The organism is Nocardioides proteolyticus, assembly GCF_051280635.3.
In the GTDB taxonomy this organism is placed as follows: domain Bacteria; phylum Actinomycetota; class Actinomycetes; order Propionibacteriales; family Nocardioidaceae; genus Nocardioides.
Genome location: NZ_JBNBPO030000015.1, coordinates 43,306 through 61,122, shown reverse-complemented (window position 1 = coordinate 61,122; position 17,817 = coordinate 43,306). Strand labels below are relative to the sequence as shown.

Annotated in this window: 11 protein-coding genes; 8 read left to right on the top strand and 3 right to left on the bottom strand. The window is 72.6% G+C overall.

Features of this window, described 5'->3' with window-relative positions; genetic code table 11:
• The first annotated feature begins 160 nt into the window (after positions 1-160).
• Entirely contained in the window at positions 161-2,704 is a 2,544-nt protein-coding gene (locus ACPOLA_RS10755; RefSeq protein ID WP_435770423.1) for a bifunctional glycosyltransferase/CDP-glycerol:glycerophosphate glycerophosphotransferase, read from the top strand.
• 27 nt (positions 2,705-2,731) lie between these two features.
• Here the strand turns inward: ACPOLA_RS10755 and ACPOLA_RS10750 are convergent, their stop codons facing one another.
• A complete protein-coding gene (locus tag ACPOLA_RS10750) occupies positions 2,732-4,261 on the bottom strand; it encodes a glycosyltransferase family 2 protein (protein ID WP_435770422.1) in 1,530 nt (509 codons plus the stop codon).
• Between the two features lie 107 nt (positions 4,262-4,368).
• On the opposite strand from ACPOLA_RS10750, the gene folP reads away from it, so the two are divergent.
• The 5 genes from folP (at position 4,369) to ACPOLA_RS10725 (ending at position 7,476) form a co-directional block, all read left to right on the top strand.
• Positions 4,369-5,241 (top strand): dihydropteroate synthase, encoded by an 873-nt coding sequence (gene folP / locus ACPOLA_RS10745; RefSeq protein ID WP_435770421.1) that lies wholly within the window; start codon positions 4,369-4,371, stop codon positions 5,239-5,241.
• Positions 5,238-5,684: a dihydroneopterin aldolase gene (folB, locus tag ACPOLA_RS10740; RefSeq protein WP_435770420.1), complete on the top strand. Its 447-nt coding sequence runs from the start codon at positions 5,238-5,240 to the stop codon at positions 5,682-5,684. The genes folP and folB overlap by 4 nt, the downstream gene beginning before the upstream one ends.
• Entirely contained in the window at positions 5,681-6,250 is a 570-nt protein-coding gene (folK, locus tag ACPOLA_RS10735) for a 2-amino-4-hydroxy-6-hydroxymethyldihydropteridine diphosphokinase (RefSeq protein ID WP_435770419.1), read from the top strand. The genes folB and folK overlap by 4 nt, the downstream gene beginning before the upstream one ends.
• A complete protein-coding gene (locus ACPOLA_RS10730; RefSeq protein WP_435770418.1) occupies positions 6,247-6,771 on the top strand; it encodes a DUF3180 domain-containing protein in 525 nt (174 codons plus the stop codon). Before folK ends, ACPOLA_RS10730 begins: the two co-directional genes overlap by 4 nt.
• Before the next feature lie 117 nt (positions 6,772-6,888).
• Positions 6,889-7,476, top strand: coding sequence for a hypothetical protein (locus tag ACPOLA_RS10725; RefSeq protein ID WP_435770417.1), 588 nt, complete (start codon positions 6,889-6,891; stop codon positions 7,474-7,476).
• A 64-nt stretch (positions 7,477-7,540) separates the two neighbouring features.
• On the opposite strand, the gene ACPOLA_RS10720 is transcribed toward ACPOLA_RS10725, so the two are convergent.
• Positions 7,541-10,990, bottom strand: a complete 3,450-nt coding sequence (locus ACPOLA_RS10720) for a bifunctional glycosyltransferase/CDP-glycerol:glycerophosphate glycerophosphotransferase (RefSeq protein ID WP_435770416.1) — start codon at positions 10,988-10,990, stop codon at positions 7,541-7,543.
• Between the two features lie 69 nt (positions 10,991-11,059).
• Here ACPOLA_RS10720 and ACPOLA_RS10715 point away from each other — a divergent pair, with 69 nt between their 5' ends.
• Both ACPOLA_RS10715 and ACPOLA_RS10710 read left to right on the top strand, forming a co-directional pair.
• Positions 11,060-12,166: a glycosyltransferase family 2 protein gene (locus ACPOLA_RS10715; protein ID WP_435770415.1), complete on the top strand. Its 1,107-nt coding sequence runs from the start codon at positions 11,060-11,062 to the stop codon at positions 12,164-12,166.
• A 61-nt stretch (positions 12,167-12,227) separates the two neighbouring features.
• Positions 12,228-15,803 (top strand): bifunctional glycosyltransferase/CDP-glycerol:glycerophosphate glycerophosphotransferase, encoded by a 3,576-nt coding sequence (locus tag ACPOLA_RS10710; RefSeq protein ID WP_435770414.1) that lies wholly within the window; start codon positions 12,228-12,230, stop codon positions 15,801-15,803.
• 33 nt (positions 15,804-15,836) lie between these two features.
• Here the strand turns inward: ACPOLA_RS10710 and ACPOLA_RS10705 are convergent, their stop codons facing one another.
• Positions 15,837-17,795: a glycosyltransferase gene (locus tag ACPOLA_RS10705; RefSeq protein WP_435770413.1), complete on the bottom strand. Its 1,959-nt coding sequence runs from the start codon at positions 17,793-17,795 to the stop codon at positions 15,837-15,839.
• Positions 17,796-17,817 lie beyond the last annotated feature (22 nt).

Sequence of the window (17,817 nt, the reverse complement as noted above, 5' to 3'; positions counted from 1 at the left end):
CCTGACGGGTCTGCTGCGCGGTGCAAAAACAGCTTCGGTTAGGCCGCTTGTCGTGACCGAAAGTCGCATCCCGGTGTCGAGACTGGTGGTCACGGTGATTAATTCCAGCTCCGCGACGATCTCTCGGGGGGTACGCCCAAGCAAGTAGCATGCGCGCGTCATGCAGTTCTCCCTCGTCATCGCCGCTCACAACGTGGGGCGTTACCTGCCCGAGCTGATCGACTCGGTCGAGTCACAAACAATCGGCCGGGATCGCTTCGAGGTCGTGGTGGTCGACGACGGATCCACCGACGAGACCCCTGAGCTGCTGGAGCGTTGGGCGCGCACGAGCTCGGGGGCAGTAACGGTCCTGACGCAGGACAACCGTGGGCAAGCAGCGGCGCGCAACGCCGGCCTCGAGGTCGCGCGCGGAGAGTGGATCGGATTCCCGGACGCGGACGACGTCCTCCGGACGTCGTACCTCGATCGGGTGGCGCGGTTCCTCGACGATGCGCCGGATGCCGACATGGTGGCGACAAAGCGGGTGCTGCTGGACGACGCGACCGGCGAGGTCTCGGACACTCACCCGCTGACCTACCTGTTCCGTCACGGCGACGTCCTGCGCAATCTGACCATCGATCCATCCTTCTTCCATGGGAGCGCACCGGCAGCCTTCTACCGCCGTGCGCAGCTCGACGAGGTCGGCTTGCGCTTCTCGGAGGCGGTCCGGCCGAACTTCGAGGACGGCCACTTCAGTAGCCACTACTTGCTCCAGTTCCCAGAGCCGAAGGTCGGCTTCGTGGCGAGCGCGGTCTACCTCTATCGCAAGGGTCGTGAGTCTGGTTCAACCCTCCAGACCGGGTTGTACGACGAACGCCGTTACACCGACGTGCTCCGCTTCGGATACCTCGAGCTGCTCCGAGCGGCGGTCCAGACGCGCGGCACGGTGCCGCAGTGGCTGCAGAACTTCGTGATCTACGAGCTCTCGCACTACCTGAGCGCATACGAGTGGAGCAACGGCGCGGCTCGCGCTCCGGACTCCAGACTCGGTGAGTTCCACGCGTTGATGCGAGAAGTCCTAGGTCACATCGCACCGGGGACCATCGCGGCGTCGGACTATCCCCGCCTGACGCTGGAATGGCGGCTGTTGATGATGCACGGCTACCGCAACTCGGACTGGGTCGAGGAGCAGGTCGTCGTACGCGAGTTCGACCGCCCGCGGCGGTTGATGCGCCTCTCCTACTACTTCACGGGCCCAGAGCCAGCGGAGCTCTTCGAGAGCCAGGGGAGATTCGTCGACCCCTCCTATGCAAAGACCCGCGTGATCGTCTCGCATGAGAAGCCCTTGTTGAAGGAACGCGTCATCTGGCTCCCCGTGGGCAAACCGGTCCGGGTGTTTATCGACGGCCATCCCAGGCCGGTGGTGATGCAGCGTGCCGAACCCCCTCGGCACGCCGTTGGCGGTGCGCAGCTCCGACGGCTGGTGCCTGGCCGCGACGAAGTCGTCAATCGGCCCTACGAGCCGTTGACCGACTACCAGATCCAACTCCTGGCCGAGTCGACGTCTCGACGTGTCAGGGGCCGGTTCGCGAAGGCTTGGGTGATGATCGATCGCCTTCACGACGCGGACGACAGCGCCGAGCACCTGTTCCAGTGGCTGCGCGCCAACCGTCCCGAGGTCAACGCATGGTTCGTGGTGGAGGAGGAGACGCCGTCCTGGCGCCGGCTCAAGCGATCGCCGTACCGCAGTCGACTGGTGGCGTACGGGACCAGGGAATGGGAGCTCCTGATGCTGAACGCGGAGCACCTCGTCTCCTCGCACGCAGATGAGCCGATCGTGCGGCCTGCGGCCCTCTCCTTCGTGCCCGCTCCGTGGCGGTTCACGTTCCTGCAGCACGGAGTCATCAAGGACGACCTGTCGCGATGGCTGAACGGCAAACCCATCAGCACCTTCGTCACCAGCACCTTCGGCGAGCATGAGTCCATCGCAGGCCCTCGCAATGCTTATCGGTACTCGCCCAAGGAAGTCGTCCTCGCCGGCCTGCCTCGCTTCGACCTGCTCCGCGAGCGTGGCCTCCGAGTGCCGAGGGAGAAGCGGGACCTTCTCCTCGTTGCCCCCACCTGGCGCGTCTGGCTAGTGAAGCGGCTGGCGGCTGGCAGCCAGCGTCGCGAGGCCGCTGGACGCGAGGTGTTGGACTCCGATTTCGTCCAGCAGTGGCTGGCGTACCTTCACGACCCCGATCTCGCGTCCGCCGCCCATGAACGCAGACTGACCGTCGGCTTCCTGCCGCACCCCAACCTCCGTGATGTTCTCGATGCGGCAGACCTGCCGTCGTGGGTGAAGCTGTTCAAGTTCGATGACAACGATCCTCGAGAGCTTGTTGCTCGGTCCGCGCTCGTGGTCACTGACTACTCCTCGATGGCGTTCAACGCCGCCTACATCGACCGTCCGGTTGTCTACTTCCAGTTCGACTCCGACATGGTCTTGGGCGGCGGTCACGTAGGTCGACGGGGCTACTTCGACTATCGGCGGGACGGCTTCGGTCCGGTCGCCGAATCCCTGGCCGACGCCATCCGTGTGACGCGAGAGGCGCTCGCCCACGGCCCCGCGCCCGCCGCTACTTTCCAGGAGCGTATCGACGCGACGTTTCCGCTTCGCGACGGCAGGTGCCGCGAGCGGGTGGCGGATGCAATCGCTGCCTCGACTGCGCCCGGCCGTCCGTGACGTAAGACCTGGCCGGGGAGTGCTCCCTCAACGGCGCACCTCGAGCACCAGTCCATCGTTGACTGACCAGTGCGGCAGGATCTCGACCGGCCCGACCGTGCGCGGCTGCAAGGCATCCTTGACGATCGCCCCGTCGATCTTGGGGATGCGGTCCGTCGCCGAGAGCGCTCGGTGCCGAAGGGTCAGGAGGAGGGACCAGTGACCCGCAGGCAGCTCGATTACAGGCACTGTCGCGCGAAGCGTCTGACCAGTGATGTCCACCGGCACCGGGTGGCTCGTGGCGGAAGCGAGGTCGAAGAGGTTGACCTCTGCCTGGAGCTCGTCGGTCGGGTGCAGTCCGCCGAGCGCTGCGCTCCCGACCAGCTCGATCGTGCCGTCGTCGCGCCAGCTCAGGCCGCGCAGCGTCGCGGCAACGCGCACCTCGTGGCGCGCCAGCAGCCACATCTCCTCCGGCACGCCGGCGTGGAGCAGCTCGGTCGGCGGGACCAGGCGGATGCGATCACCCTCCACTGTGCGATCCAGCGGCGCACGTGGGCTCTCGAAGAGGTCAAGGGCCGTTCCGACGTCCTCCCAGTGGCCCTGTCCGACCAGCCAACCAACGACCTTGTAGCGGGGCCGGATCCCCGCGAGCGCGTCGCTGGAGGCGCGGGCGAAGAAGGTCCGGTAGGTCTCGCTCAACAGGTCGCGGTACTCGGCAGTGCCAGCGAGCGCCGGCCGGACGAACGACGCGAAGTCGGTCGCGATGCAGCGGGCGACCCATGCGTCGTACGTCCGCTGTGAGGCCTCCGCGGCCAAGAACTCGTGCGCCTGCTCCTTGACCGCAATCCGATCGCGGAGGCTTGCGATCGCCGACTTCCCCTGGCTGGTCGAGGTGCCGTCCTGGCGAATGCGCCAGTTGTACGTCGAGGCCGCGATGAGGTCGAAGCTGCGAGCCCGCACGTAGGCCATCAACATCGGGACGTGGTCCTCGTAGGTGCGGTAGGGCTCGAACGGCGGCACCCGGTCCACCCAGAACTGCCTCTTGAACACCCGGTTGCCGGCGAGGACGTCGCGGAGTGCGAGCGGGAAGTCATCGATGGTGATCCCGATCCGATCGCGGTCGTGGGTCACCTGGCTCCATCCCACAGGTGAGAAAGCGCCAGCCGACATTCTGCGAGTGCGGCCGACGCAGAAGTCCGACCCTGAGCGACGCAGTGTCGCCACCAGCCTTTCGAAGGCTGTCGGCGGGACCGTGTCGTCGGCATCTACGAAGGTCAGGAACTCACCTCGGGCCTGCCGGACGCCGGCGTTTCGTGCCGCACCCGGCCCAGCGTTCGCCTGGCGGAACGTGCGGATCCGACGGTGCCGGCCGGCGTATTGCCGAAGGATGGCGGGAGAGTCGTCGGTCGAACCGTCGTCGACAACGACGATCTCGATGTCCTTCAGCGTCTGGCCGAGCAGGCTGTCGAGACATTCGGCGAGGTAGGGCGCCACGTTGTAGACGGGGACGACGACGCTCAGCACCGGTTCCCGAGACGGTGGTCGCCAGCGCTGGCTCATCTCGATGAGCGTGCGCATGATGAATCGACTCCTTGATGTGTTGCCTTTGGTGAGACGTTACCCATTGCAGCAGTCCCGATCGCCGTCGGACCACGTGGCACAATTTCGACGGATAGCCTCGCCGCATGCCGATCCCGTCGTCGCCGCTCGTCATGGGCGTCGTCAACGTCACGCCCGACTCCTTCTCCGACGGCGGCCGCTACGCCGACCCCGAGCGCGCCATCGCCCACGGACGCGAGCTGCTCGCCGTCGGCGCCGACATCCTCGACGTGGGTGGGGAGTCCACCCGTCCCGGTGCCACCCGTCCGCTCGTGGGCGAGGAGCTGGACCGGGTGCTGCCGGTCATCGAGGCGCTGGCCGCCGACGGCGCCACCGTGTCGGTCGACACCATGCGCGCGGAGGTCGCGGCCCGCGCCGTCGCCGCCGGCGCGTCCGTCGTCAACGACGTCTCCGGCGGGCTGGCCGACCCCGAGATCCTGGACGTCGTGGCGGCGACCGGAGTCACCTACGTCGCGATGCACTGGCGGGCCCACAGTGATCGGATGCAGCAGTTCACCGACTACGAGGCGCAGGGCGGCGTGGTGCCGGCGGTCCGCGCGGAGCTGGCGGAGCGGGTCGCCGCCGCCCGGGCCGCCGGCGTGGCCGACGACCGGATCGTGCTCGACCCCGGCCTCGGGTTCGCCAAGCTCCCGCACCACAACTGGGAGCTGCTGCGCCGCCTCGACGTCCTCGCCGACCTCGGGTTCCCGCTTCTCGTGGGTGCCAGCCGCAAGACGTTCCTCGGCCGGCTGCTGGGCGACGGCACGGGCGAGCCCCGGCCGGTGGCCGACCGTGAGCACGCGGGCGTGGCGCTCACCGCCCTGCTCGCCGCAGGGCACGGCAGGGCCCCGGTCTGGTGCGTCCGGGTCCACGATGTGCGTGCCCACCGCGACGCCATCGCGGTTGCGGCAGAGTGGACGCGGCCGGTCGCCGGTCCGGGAGCGAGGGAGATGGGATGAGCCGCCACGACGAGCGGGGCGAGCAGCCGCAGGACCAGCTCGACGAGCTGCGCATCCTGGGCATCGAGGTGCATGCGCACCACGGCGTCTTCGACCACGAGCGGCGCGACGGCCAGACCTTCCGCCTCGACCTCGTCCTGGGCGTGGACACCCGCCCCGCAGCCGAGAGCGACGACTTGCGCGACACCGTCGACTACGGAAGCCTCGTCGACCACGTGGTGTCGGAGGTGTCCAGGGACCCGGTCGACCTGATCGAGACCCTGGCCCAGCGGATCGCGGACGCCTGCCTGTTGGACCGTCGTGTTGAATGGGCGCGAGTGACCGTGCACAAGCCGGATGCGCCGATCCAGGCGGAGTTCGACGACGTGCAGCTGACCATCACCCGGCGGCGTCGAGCCGCTGCCGATGGCGGCGACCAGCCGGAGAGAGAGGGCCAAGGATGACCGAGACCCCCAACCCGAACATCATCGATGCCGACACGCTGACCGGTGAGATGCGGCCGATCCGGCGCGTGGTGATCGGTCTGGGCTCCAACCTCGGTGAGCGGTTCGGCAACCTCCAGGGTGCGGTCGACGCGCTGGCCGACACCCCGAACCTGTGGCTGACCGGCGTGTCCCCGGTCTACGAGAGCGAGCCCCTCGACTGCCCGCCGGACGCGAAGAAGTTCCTCAACGCCGTCGTCCTCGCCGACACCACGATGTCGGCCCACCGTCTCCTCGACCGGGCGCTGGCCATCGAGGACGCCTTCGACCGGATGCGCAGCGAGGTGAAGAACGCGCCGCGCACCCTCGACGTCGACATCATCGTCGTCGGCGACCGGCGCAGCGACACCGACGTCCTCCAGCTGCCCCACCCGCGGGCCCACGAGCGAGCGTTCGTGCTGCAGCCGTGGTTCGACCTCGAGCCGGACGCCGAGTTCCCGGGCCTGGGCCCGGTCTCGGAGCTGCTCGCCAAGGCCGGGGCCGACGCGCTGGTCCGGCGCGACGACCTGGTGCTCGAGTTCGAGTGAGCCGCGAGGCTCCCCAGCAGGAGCCAGATCCGGCCGAAGAGCCGGACCCGGCAGGCCGGGGGACGCTCCGGCCGACGCCGCTGCCGACCCTGCTCGGGTGGGCGGTCCTCGGCCTGATCGTCGGCTGGGCGGTCCGGCCCGTCTGCGACCGGCTCGGCGTCGTACCGCCGCTGGTGTCGCTCGCCCAGCCGCTCGCGCTGGCGCTGCTGGCCGGGCTCCTCGGCTGCGCGGCGTGGGCGACCCACCGCACCGTGCACGTACGACGCGAGCTGCTCCTGCCGCAGCAGGCGGTCAACCGGCTGGTCCTGGCCCGCGCCTGCGCTCTGGTCGGCGCCGTGGTGGCGGGGGGCTACCTGGGCTATGCGCTCACCTGGATCGGGCACCCGGCCCAGCTGGCCGACCAGCGGATGGTGCGCTCGTTCGTGGCCGCCGGCGCGGCCGCGGCCGTGGTGGTGGCGGCCCTCCTCCTCGAGCGCGCCTGCCGGGTCCGCGGCGACGACGACCCGACCAAGCCCGCCTGAGCCCGCCTCAGCACGCCTGAGACCCGGGGACATGGGCCGGGAGCACTGGGGCAAATGTGGCTGCTGTGACGCGCGTGTCGCCAGCGCCCCGCCCGGCGGCGGACATAACGTGAGCCCATGACTTCCCCCGCCGGCAACCGCCGTCGCCAGCGGTCGACCCGCCTCGCGGTCGCCGTGGCCCTGCTCGTGCTCGCGGCCGGCCTCGTCGCCGGCACCGCGGTGACCGGATCGTGGCTCCTGGTCACCGTCGCCGCCGTCGTGGGCGTGGTGCTCGGCGCCGCGGCCACCAAGATCACCCACACCGAGCTGGCCGCCTCGCGCCGTGAGGCCGCCCGCGACCGCGCCGAGCAGGCGCGCTCCTACGCGGCGCTGACCGAGGTCCGCACAGCCGAGAACGTCGAGTTCGCGGCCGACATGACCGGCAGGCTGGCCAAGCGCGACGCCACCATCGCGCGTCTGGAGAAGCGCCTCGGGGCCGCCGCCGCCGAGCTCGCGGACGCGCGTCGCGACCTCGCGGAGGCCCGCGACCGGGCGAGCGCGGCGCAGCGGGAGGCGACCCGGCTCGGCGAGCGGCTCGCGGACGCCGAGGAGCGGGCCAGCCAGGCCGTGGTGCGCGTCGCCGAGCTCGAGGCCGAGGTCGACGTGCTGCGCGCGGAGTGGCAGGCACTGGAGGCCCGCCCGGGCGAGGTGCGCAAGGCGGTCTGACCCCGTCTGACCCGGCTGACCCGGCTGACCCGTCTGCGCCGCGGTCCCGACTGACTGGGCCGGCTCAGGCGTCTCCGCGCGGCGCGAACAGCGCGTCGACCAGCCGCGCCGCGGCGCGCCCGTCGTCGAGCTCCACGTAGGAGCGGCGGAACTCCTCCCGCGCGGCCGCGAACTCCGCCCGGAGCCGCGGCAGGTCCGAGATCCACGAGACCACCTCGTCCGTGGTGTCGACCAGCGGACCGGGAGCCGTCGGCTCGTAGGGGACGACGCCGCCGCGGAACCGGTGGTACTGCGCCAGGTCGGGGACCAGGAACACCATCGGGTTGCCGGTCAGCACGTAGTCGAAGCGCAGCGAGGAGTAGTCCAGGACCCCGACGTCCGAGGCCAGCATCAGGTGGTTGGGGTCCGGGTGGTCGGTCACGTCGATCAGCCGGGGCCCGGTGCGCAGCCGGTCGTCGTGGACGCGGGCGTTGAACGCGTGGCCGCGGATCAGCAGCACGTGGTCGTCCGGCAGCGCCGCCAGCGCGGCCTCGGCGTCGAAGAACGTCACCCGCCGGGCGGTGAGGTCGTCGGCGGAGAGGTAGTCGCGGAAGGTCGGTGCGTAGAGCACGGCCACCGCGCCGTCGGGGATGCCGAGCAGCGCGCGGGCCTCGCGTCGTACCTGCGCGGCCTCCGGCCGCTGGAGCACGTCGTTGCGCGGGTAGCCGACCTCCAGCACCGGGACGTGCTCCGCGCAGGCCGGCTCGAGGAAGGCGCGGCGGAGCAGCGGCGAGGCGTACCCGGCCGGCGACACCAGCGCGCTCCAGTCCCGGGTTCGGCGGTGCAGGCTGCCGACCTCGGCCGGGTCGTTGCCCATCTTGCGCCACCAGTCCTGCCCCATGATCTTGTAGGGGTAGCCGTGGAACGTCTGGATCAGCACCTGCTCCTCGGGCCGCTCGAACCAGCGCACCTGGTGCACGTCGACCATGTGGTACCTGCTCCGGGCCACGGCCTCGTGCCACGCGCGGCTGCGCTCGACGACCCCGGTGCCTCCCGGCGGCACGGCCACCGAGCGGTCGACCACCGACCACAGGAGCTCGAGGTCGCTGCCCCGCCGCACGAGCTCCTCGTGCAGGCCGAGCCCGTTGCCGTTGGCGTACTCGCCGAACATCGCCCGCAGGAACACGCTCCGGCGGTCGGCGACCGGCACCCGGGCCGCCTCGCGCAGCAGCCGCTGGTGGCGCTCGCCCCGCTCGTCGTCGGCCAGCGGCGGCGCGACGACCACGCGCACGCCCGGCCGGTCCGGCGAGAACGCCTCGACCCGCAGCCGCATCCGCTCCTGCAGCTCCTCCGCAGGCAGCGCCCGGCACAGGTCGGCCGACGGGGCGGGGACGAACCAGTCGGGGTGGCGGTCGTTGGCGAGCGAGAGGGCGTAGCGGCCCGACCGCAGGCAGGTCTCCCTGCCCCAGAGCGTGGTCCGCAGCGGCACCCGGACGCGGTGGTGGTCGCCGTCGATCCGCTCGACGGTGCCCTCTGCGACGCTGCGGCCGTCGACGACCGCGGCCCGCCACCCGGCGACGCCGGCGTCGAGCAGCACGTCCGCCTCCAGCGCCTCGCCGACGAGCCGGGCACCGGTCACCAGCGCCGCCCGCGCTCGCGGCCGGACGACGACCCGACCGCGCCGGTCCACCTGGACGTGCGGCGAGGCGGCCGTGCCGGGCAGGGCGGCGACCGGGCGCGCGGCCGTCGGCAGCCGGCCTCCGGCGTGGAGCACGTGGTCACCGGCGCCGGCCTCGAGCCGGTCGAGCGGCACCACGGCACGGCCGTCCGGGTCGCGGCCGAGCGCCGTGCGGTCGGCACCGTGCTGCAGCCAGGCCGCGCCCCCGTCGACGTCGAGGAGCAGGTCGCCGGAGCGCTCCCCGGCGCCCCGCAGCCATGCCGTCGGCGTGCGCACGTGCAGCTCGAGCCGGCCCATGTCGTCGTGGTCCACGTGGAACGCCTGCGGGCCCTCGGACCAGGCGGCGACGCCGGCCATCGCCCAGGGCGTGATGGCGACCCGTCCCGTCCGCTCGACGCCGCCGAAGCGGGCGACGGTGACCGTCGCCCACAAGGTCCAGGGGCCGTCGCCGAGCGAGGAGGTGTCGAGCCGGGCCGTGAACCCACCGCTGGTCACGTCGGCGTGGTGCAGCCCGCTGGCGACGTCGGCCTCGGTGCAGTCGGTGCGCAAGGTCCGGAGCGGGACGACCTGGCCTCCGGGACCCTCGGCGGCGAGCGCGATGCCGGGCTCCGTGCCGGCCAGGTCGACGTTGTCGAGGTAGGCCCAGCCGGTCAGCTCGAGGACGCCGGCCCCGGTCGGTCGCGCGGTGAGGACCTCGGAGCGGACCGTCAGCTCGACGTCCGCGAGCAGCCGGTGCCGCTCCTCCACCGCCCGCCACTCGGCGCCGAAGTCGACGACCGGCCCCGGCGCCTCGGCCACGAGCGGGTAGTGCCGCGCCGTCGCGCGGACGCCGCCCAGGAACCGCAGGGCCGCGGCACGGTCGTCGCCGCGGACCAGCTCGAGGAGCACCTTCTCGTAGGCCGGCACCGTGGCGGTCACCGCGTCGCCGGCCACCTCGAGCACCGGGCGCACCGACGCCACGAGCGCCTGCCAGTAGGCGTCGTCCTCGGCCCAGGCGAGCTGCACGAAGCCGGCGAGCCGGTCGGTCAGGGCCCGCGCGGCCGCGGCGGCGCGGACCCCGCCGTCGGGGAGCAGGTCGAGGCCGGCCCGGACGTCGGCGCCGGCCTCGGTCACAGCTGTGGCCGGATCGGGTGCTCGGGTGAGCGGGGACCGGTCCCGGTCGACCAGCCGGAGGGAGCCCACGTGCGGCAGCCAGTCGACCGACGACGCCGTCGTGGCCGCCTCGGCGGCGTGCCGGCCCTCGGCCGGCCGGGGCCCGTGGAACGCGAGGCCGCCGGCGTCGTACCAGGAGCGGCGGAAGACGCACCGGGACGCCGGCACCGGTCCCGCGGCCGCGACCGACGGACCGGTGAGGCGCTCGGCCCGCTCGTGGCGCGTCCGTTCCGCGTCCGGCACCTCCAGCACCCTGCCACGCCGCCAGGGGCGCTGGGCGAACACGGCGTAGTCCGACCCGGACCGCTCCAGCGCGTCGACGGCGAACCGGAGACCGTGCGGAGTCACCCCGTCCTCGGGGTCGACGAAGGCGACGTAGTCGCCGCGCGCCTCCCGGGCACCGGCGTTGCGGGCGTCGGCCACGCTGTCGGGCGCACCGGCGACGGTGCTGGAGGCGCGGACGAGCCGGATCCGGCCGTCCTCCACGCGGTGCCGCTCCACGAGCTCGGCCGTCCCGTCGGTGCTGCCGAGGTCGACCACCACGACCTCGACGTCGGCCAGCTGCTGGCGGCGCAGCGAGCGGAGACACCCGTCGAGGTGGTCGGCGGAGTCGAGCGTCGGCACCACGACGGTCAGCGCCGGGCGTCCCCCCCGGAGGCGGCGGCCGATCGCCCGGGTCAGCCGGGGCAGCCGTCCGTGGGTCATGGCGCCCGAGTCTAGGAGCCGACCGCGCGGGCGAACCGGGGGCCGCCGCGCCGGGTAGGTTTCGCCCCGATGCCCCTGCGCCTGCGCCGCCAGCCCCTGATCAGCGTGATCGTCCCGGTCTACGACGTCGCGTCGTACCTGCCCGCGTGCCTGGACAGCCTGCTCGCCCAGCGCCACCGGGAGCTCGACGTGGTCGTCGTCGACGACGGCTCGACCGACGGGTCCGGTGCGCTCGCCGACCAGTACGCCGCCCGCGACGACCGGGTCCGCGTCGTGCACGTGCCCAACGGCGGGCTCGGCGCCGCCCGCAACACCGGGCTCCGGCACGCCCGCGGCGACTACCTCGCCTTCGCCGACTCCGACGACGTGGTGCCGCCCGACGCGCTCGCCGTCCTGCTCCGCGCCCTCCGGCGCAGCGACGCCGACTTCGCGACCGGCGGCGTGGTCCGCCTCGAGGCCGGCCGAACCGTGCCGATGCCGTGGCTCGACCGGATGCACACACCGTTCGTCGGGCCGATCACCCAGCGGCCCGGCCTGCTCGGCGACGTGTTCGCCTGGAACAAGCTCTTCCGCCGCGGGTTCTGGGAGAGGGAGGGGCTGCAGTGGCCCGAGCGGATCCGCTACGAGGACCAGCCCACGACCACCGAGGCCTACGTTCGCGCCCGGGCCGTGGCCGTCGTGCCCGACGTCGTCTACCAGTGGCGGATCCGGGGCGACGGGAGCGCCATCACCGAGATGCGGTCGACGGTGGCCGACCTCCGCGACCGGTGGACCACCAAGCAGCTGGCGCTCGAGAGCGTCCGCCGCCACGGCTCCGCGGACCTGGAGCGCGTCTTCCGGGTGCAGGTGCTCCCCGGCGACCTGTGGCGCTACTTCCTGCTCGTGCCGGAGGCCGACGACGAGTGGTGGCGACTCCTGGTTGCGATGGTGCGCGACCTCTGGGGCGACGGGTCGCTGGTCGACAGCGACCTCGCTCCGGTGCACCGGCTCACCGGCTGGTTGGTGAGCCAGGACCGGCGAGCCGACGCCGAGCTCGTCATCCGGCACCTCGCCGGCCTGGCGGGCCGCCCGGTGGCCCGGGTGCCGGGCGCCGACGGGCCCCGCCTGGACGTGCCGGGCCTCGACCCGGCGACCGTCGACGCCGCGGCGCTGGCGCTGCGTCCGCACGAGGGGTGAGCCGGAAGTTAGGATCGGCCGTTCGCTCCCCTCGCCGACCGACCGAAGGACACCGACCCTCTTGGCCTACGACCGCGTCCGCACCCAGCAGGCACTGATCCGGCTCGCCAAGTCGGCGCCCGGGCGGATGCGGGGACCCGTCGGCCGGGTGACCCGACGCTTCCGGAGCGACTTCTCCGGTCCGCTGGTCACGGTCGTGCTGCCCGTCAGTGACGAGGAGACCACGCGGATCGGTCCCCTGCTGGAGGCGCTCCGGGCCCAGCTCCACCGCAACCTCGACATCGTCGTGGTGCCCTACGGGCGGCACGACCGGGTGCTCGCCGTGGCGCGGCGGCATGCCGCGGAGGACTGGCGGATCCGGGTGCGGCGGCGGGAGGAGGGGTCCTTGGCCGCGGCCCGCAACGCCGGTGTGGCCGCCGCCCGCGCGGAGCTGGTCCTGGTCGTCGCCGGAGGCGACGACCTGCTGCCCCGCAGCATCAGCCGGCTGGTGTCGGCGCACGAGGAGTCGGGCTCCCCGCTTGTGGTCGGACGGATGAAGGAGCCCGCTGCCGAGGGCCGGGTCCCGGACTCGCCGTACGACGCCGCGCACCACGTCGACCTGCGCCGCACCACGCTCGAGCGGTCGCCGGTCGCGATCACCGACCTCGGCATCGGCAACAAGCTGTTCGCGCGCAGGCTCTGGGATGACGCGGGGATCCGCTTCACCGACGGCCTTCCGAGCGGCACCGACGTGGCGGTCGGGCTGCTCCGCTCCGCGACCACCTTCGACCTGCTCAAGGAGTGGACCTACGTCCCCACCGGGCGTCAGGACGGCGTCGGTCTGGGCACCACGCCCGACGTCCTCAGCGGCCTCGCCGACTGGATCGAGCGCCACGAGCGCACCTGGCGGGAGGTGGAGGCACTCGGGCTGCCCCCGGTGCGGGACTGGTGGCTGTGGGGCGTGCTCGACGCGGCGGTGCAGCCGCTGGTCGCCGACGTGGAGCGCGCCGACGACCGGCAGTGGACGACGCTGCGCGACCACGTCAGCATGCTGCTCGCGGCGGCCGACGCCCACGTGTGGTCCACCCTCTCCGCGGAGTCGCGGGTCAAGCTGTGGCTGCTGCAGCACGACCACCGTGCCGAGCTCGAGCAGCTGGTGGCCGAGCGGATCTTCGCCGCCGGCAACCGGCCGACGGCTGTGCGCGACGGCAGGGTCTGGGCCCAGCTGCCGTTCCACGACGACGAGAAGCTGGGCGTCCCGCCGGAGCTCTACGAGATGACCGCCGACGAGACGCGGCTCCGCGCGACGCTGCGCGAGGTGCGGTGGGTCGCTCCCGAGCGGATCGAGCTGCTGGTGCTCTCGGCGATCGACTTCGTCCACATGACCGGCCTGCCGACGGTCGAGTGCGCCCTGGTCGACCGCGGGAGCGGCCGGCGGCTGGAGCTGCCGGTCCGCCAGGAGCGGGACTGGCGCGGCAACCAGGGCGGCCGCCGCTACCAGGACTTCTCCTGGGGGGCCTTCGTCGCCACCGTCCCGGTCGCCGAGCTGGTGGCGCTCACCGAGGAGCAGGGGCTCGCCGACGCTGGCCGCACCTGGTCCGTCGAGGTGACCCTCACGGTCGACGGCGTGACCCGCTCCGGCCCGATCACGATGGTCGACGACCAGGCGTCGGCCGGGTTCCTCGGCCAGAACCATCTGGCGCCGCGCCGCGCCGCCGGTGCCGTCGTGGGATTCACCCCGCCCTCGACCGCCGTCGGCCTGACCGTGCAGCCCGACGTCGGTCCGCGGCTCCGCTCGTTCGCCGTCGACGGCCGGTCGGTCTCCGGGGTGCTCGATCCCGCCGGCGTCCCCGTGGTCGCCGTACGAGCGGTCCTGGGAAGCCAGCAGGCCCGGTCGGAGGTGACCCGCGATCGCGACGGCCTGGCGTTCCGGCTGGTGCTCCCGGCCGCGGCGGCGACGCAGCGGCGCTGGTCGCTGCACGCGCTGACCGCCGACGGCCGCCAGCACCCGGTGGCCTGGCCGGAGTCGCCCGACCAGTGGCTCGGCGTCGGGGGTGGCGACGTCGTGGCGACCCGCGACGCCGCCGGCATGGTGGAGCTCCGCGACGCCCACCACCTGTTCGTCGTCGACGAGGTCGCCGTCGACGACCTCGACGTCACGGTCTCCGGTCGCTGGCTCGCTGCGCGCCCGCCGGCCGGCGCCCGCCTCGAACTCGTCGGGGCGAAGGCGGCGCCCGAGGCGGTCATGGAGCCCGCCGGCGCGGGAGTGGTGCGCGCCCGGTTCCGGCTGGTGACCGACCCGTGGGGCCTCGGCGAGACGCCGGTCCCGCACGGGTGGTACTGGTTCACCGTCCGGGACGGTGGCCAGGAGACCCGGGCGCTGCTCGGGGAGCGCGCGGTCGACCAGCTGCACCGCTTCATGATCGGCGGCAGGTACGCCGCCCGGGTCGTCCGCGCCGCCCGCGACTGCGGCATCGAGCTCACCCGGCCGCTCACCGGGGACGAGCGCGGGCCCTACGCCCAGGCGCAGCTCGAGCAGTGGTCGCGCGAGGGCGAGATCGCCCTGGACGAGCAGGCCGTCTACCTCCAGTCCTACGGTGGCGCGTCGGCCACCGACAGCCAGCTCGCCATCCACGAGGAGCTGCGGCGCACGCGACCCGACCTCACCCTCTACTGGGGCGTGATCGGCTCGCCGTCGTGGGTGCCCGAGGGCGGCGTGCCGGTCGTGATCAACAGTCGTGAGTACTACCGCGTGCTGGCGTCGGCGAAGTACCTGTGCATGAACGTCGACCCGCCACGCTGGTTCGACCGCCGGCCCGGCCAGCGGCTGCTGCAGACCTTCCACGGCTATCCCGCGAAGTCGATGGGACTGCGCATGTGGCGGGCCAAGCACTACACGCCGCGGCGCATCCAGATGGAGCTGGAGCGCACCTCCGGCGAGTGGGACCTGATCCTCACGCCGGCCCCGGAGATGGACGAGCACTACCGCCGGGAGTACGCCTACGACGGGCCCATCCTCAGCGAGGGCTACCCGCGCGACGACCTGCTGGTGTCGGAGCGCGCCGAGGAGGTTCGGACGGACACCCGCCGGCGCCTCGGCATCAAGCGCGGCCAGAAGGTGGTGCTCTACGCGCCGACGTGGCGCGACGACCTCGCCAGCAGCTGGGGCAACGCGGAGATGGTCCACCACCTCGACCTCGAGGCCGCGAGCCGCGCGCTCGGACCCGACTACGTGCTCCTGATGCGCGGCCACCGGTTCCACTCCCCGGGGTCCTCGCCGCTCAACCGGGCCGGCACCGCCCGGTTCCTCGACGTGACCGACTACCCGGAGATCAACCACCTGATCCTGGCCGCGGACGCCGCGGTCCTCGACTACTCCTCGCTGCGGTTCGACTTCGCGCTCACCATGCGGCCGATGATCTTCCTGGTGCCCGACCTGGACAGCTACGTGGGCGGCGTCCGCGGGTTCCTCTACGACTTCCGCGACTCGGCCCCGGGGCCGCTGGTCGACACCGCGGACGAGGCGGTCCGGCTGCTCCGCGACCTCCCGGGCCTCACCCGCCGCTGCGCGCCCGACCTCGCCCGGTTCCACGACACGTACAACTACCTCCAGGACGGCCACGCCGCCCGTCGGGTGGTCGAGCGCTTCTTCGCCTAGCCCGACCGGCCGGCGCCCGCGGACCCGCCGCGCTCAGCGGCGCTGGACGTGCACCACGTCGTCGGGCCCGAACGACACCTCGAGGTCCGGGCGGTCCCGGCCGGGACGGTGGAGGTCGGTCTGCCACGACCAGTTGTTGGCGGTGAACCGCAGCCGCAGGCGCAGCGACCGCGCCTCGGGCGGCAGCCCCTCGAAGACCTGTCCGAGGGAGAACCGCGAGGAGAGCCGGAACACCCCGCGATCGGGCGACTCGTCGCTGATCGGCAGGGAGACGACGTCACCGGTCTCGGTGCACACGGCGTCCAGGGTGATCACCCGGCGGTCCATGGCGTGCTTGCGCCAGTCGCCACGCACCGTCAGGGTGGCGTAGAAGTCGACCTCGTCGCCGGTCCCGACCACGCCCGAGGCGGTCCGCAGCCGGGCTCCGGGCACCAGTCGGGCCGCGGCGCGGCGCATCTTGAAGCCCGCCGGCCGGCCGACGAGCAGCCGGTGCACCTCGAGGTGCGCGGAGGCCTCGCGCAGCCGCCACCAGCGCTGCTCGACGGCCGTCTCGAACGCGTGCCGCCAGTCCCTCAGGAACCGGCGCCAGTCGTGGTCGGCGGCCTTCAGCAGCGCGTTGCGGGAGAGCTCGCGAACCAGCTCGGGCGAGTCGATCATCCGGATGCACCGATCGGCGACGGCGTCCATGTCCTCGGCGGGGACGACGAACCCGTCGACCCCGTCGGTGATCTGGTCGCGGGGGCCGTACTTGATGTCGTAGCTCACCACCGGGCAGCCGAACGCCATCGACTCCAGCGTCGCGAGCGGGTAGCCCTCGTGGGTGCTGGTCATCAGGAAGCCGGTCGCGGTGAGCAGCTCGCGCTTGGCGTCGGGGTCGAACCCCATCAGCCTGATCTTGTCGCCCACGCCGAGCGAGTCGATCTGCGCCTGCAGCTCCCGCTCGAGCTTGCCGTGCCCGTAGATGCGCAGGGTGGCCTCGGGCCGCTGCTTGACGACCTTCGCGAACGCCTCGACGGCGTGGTGGAGGCGCTTCTGCTTCTCCAGGCGCGAGACGATGACGAAGGCCGCACGCTCGCGCTCCGGCATCGGGTCGGGGAGGTCGGGCAGCTCCACCGGGTTCGGCACCACGAACAGGTTGCTCGTCGGCCCGAACCGCTGCGCGACGTCCTGCGACTGCCGCTCGGTGAGGGTGACCAGGCCGTCCAGCTGCTTGACCCGGTTGAACAGGGGCGCGTAGTCGGGGGACAGCGTGGAGTCCCAGCGCCGCTGTCCCACCGTGTGGTTGTTGTGGATCAGGTGCAGCAGGTAGAAGCGCGGGTCGGTGCGGGGCAGGATCCGGCCGAGCGCGAACCGGGAGTCGGTGACCACGAAGACGCGCTCCGCGTCCCCCGCCAGCCAGTCGAGCCAGTGCCAGTGCCAGCCGCCGATCTTCGGCCAGGCGTGCAGGGGCTGGCCGTCGTGGCCGACCAGGACGAACGGCGTGAGCGGGTACTTGTCCGCGAGCGGTCCGGCGGGCACCCGGAGGTAGACGCTGCCGTCCGCGCGGCGGTAGTCGCGGGCGACCTCCTGCTGCTCGTCGCGGAAGTACTGCGTGTAGTAGACCGTCCCGTCGGGATGCGGCTCGTCGCGGGTCCGGTCGACCCCCGGGAGCTCCGGGAGCCGGTCGCCCAGCAGGCGGGCCTCGTCGCTCGGCTCCTCGTCGCGCAGCTTCTCGTCGCGGTACCACTCGTAGACGTTGAGCAGCCGCATGCCGTCGATGAGCGCGCCCTGCTCGGTGAGCCGCTCCCGCTGCTCGGGGTAGACCGGCTTCATGTCGGTGGTCAGCACCGTCGTCGGGATGCCCGTGTGCCGCGTGATCAACCGGCTGCGCATGATCATCGCCCGGGTCTGCCCGCCGGCGCTGGCCCGCACGCTGTCGCACAGGGTCAGGTAGACCCCGTCGGGCATCTCGATCGCTGTCGACCCGCCCGCAGCATTCTCACCAGCAGCCATGCGAGGGAGCATAGGCGAGCCC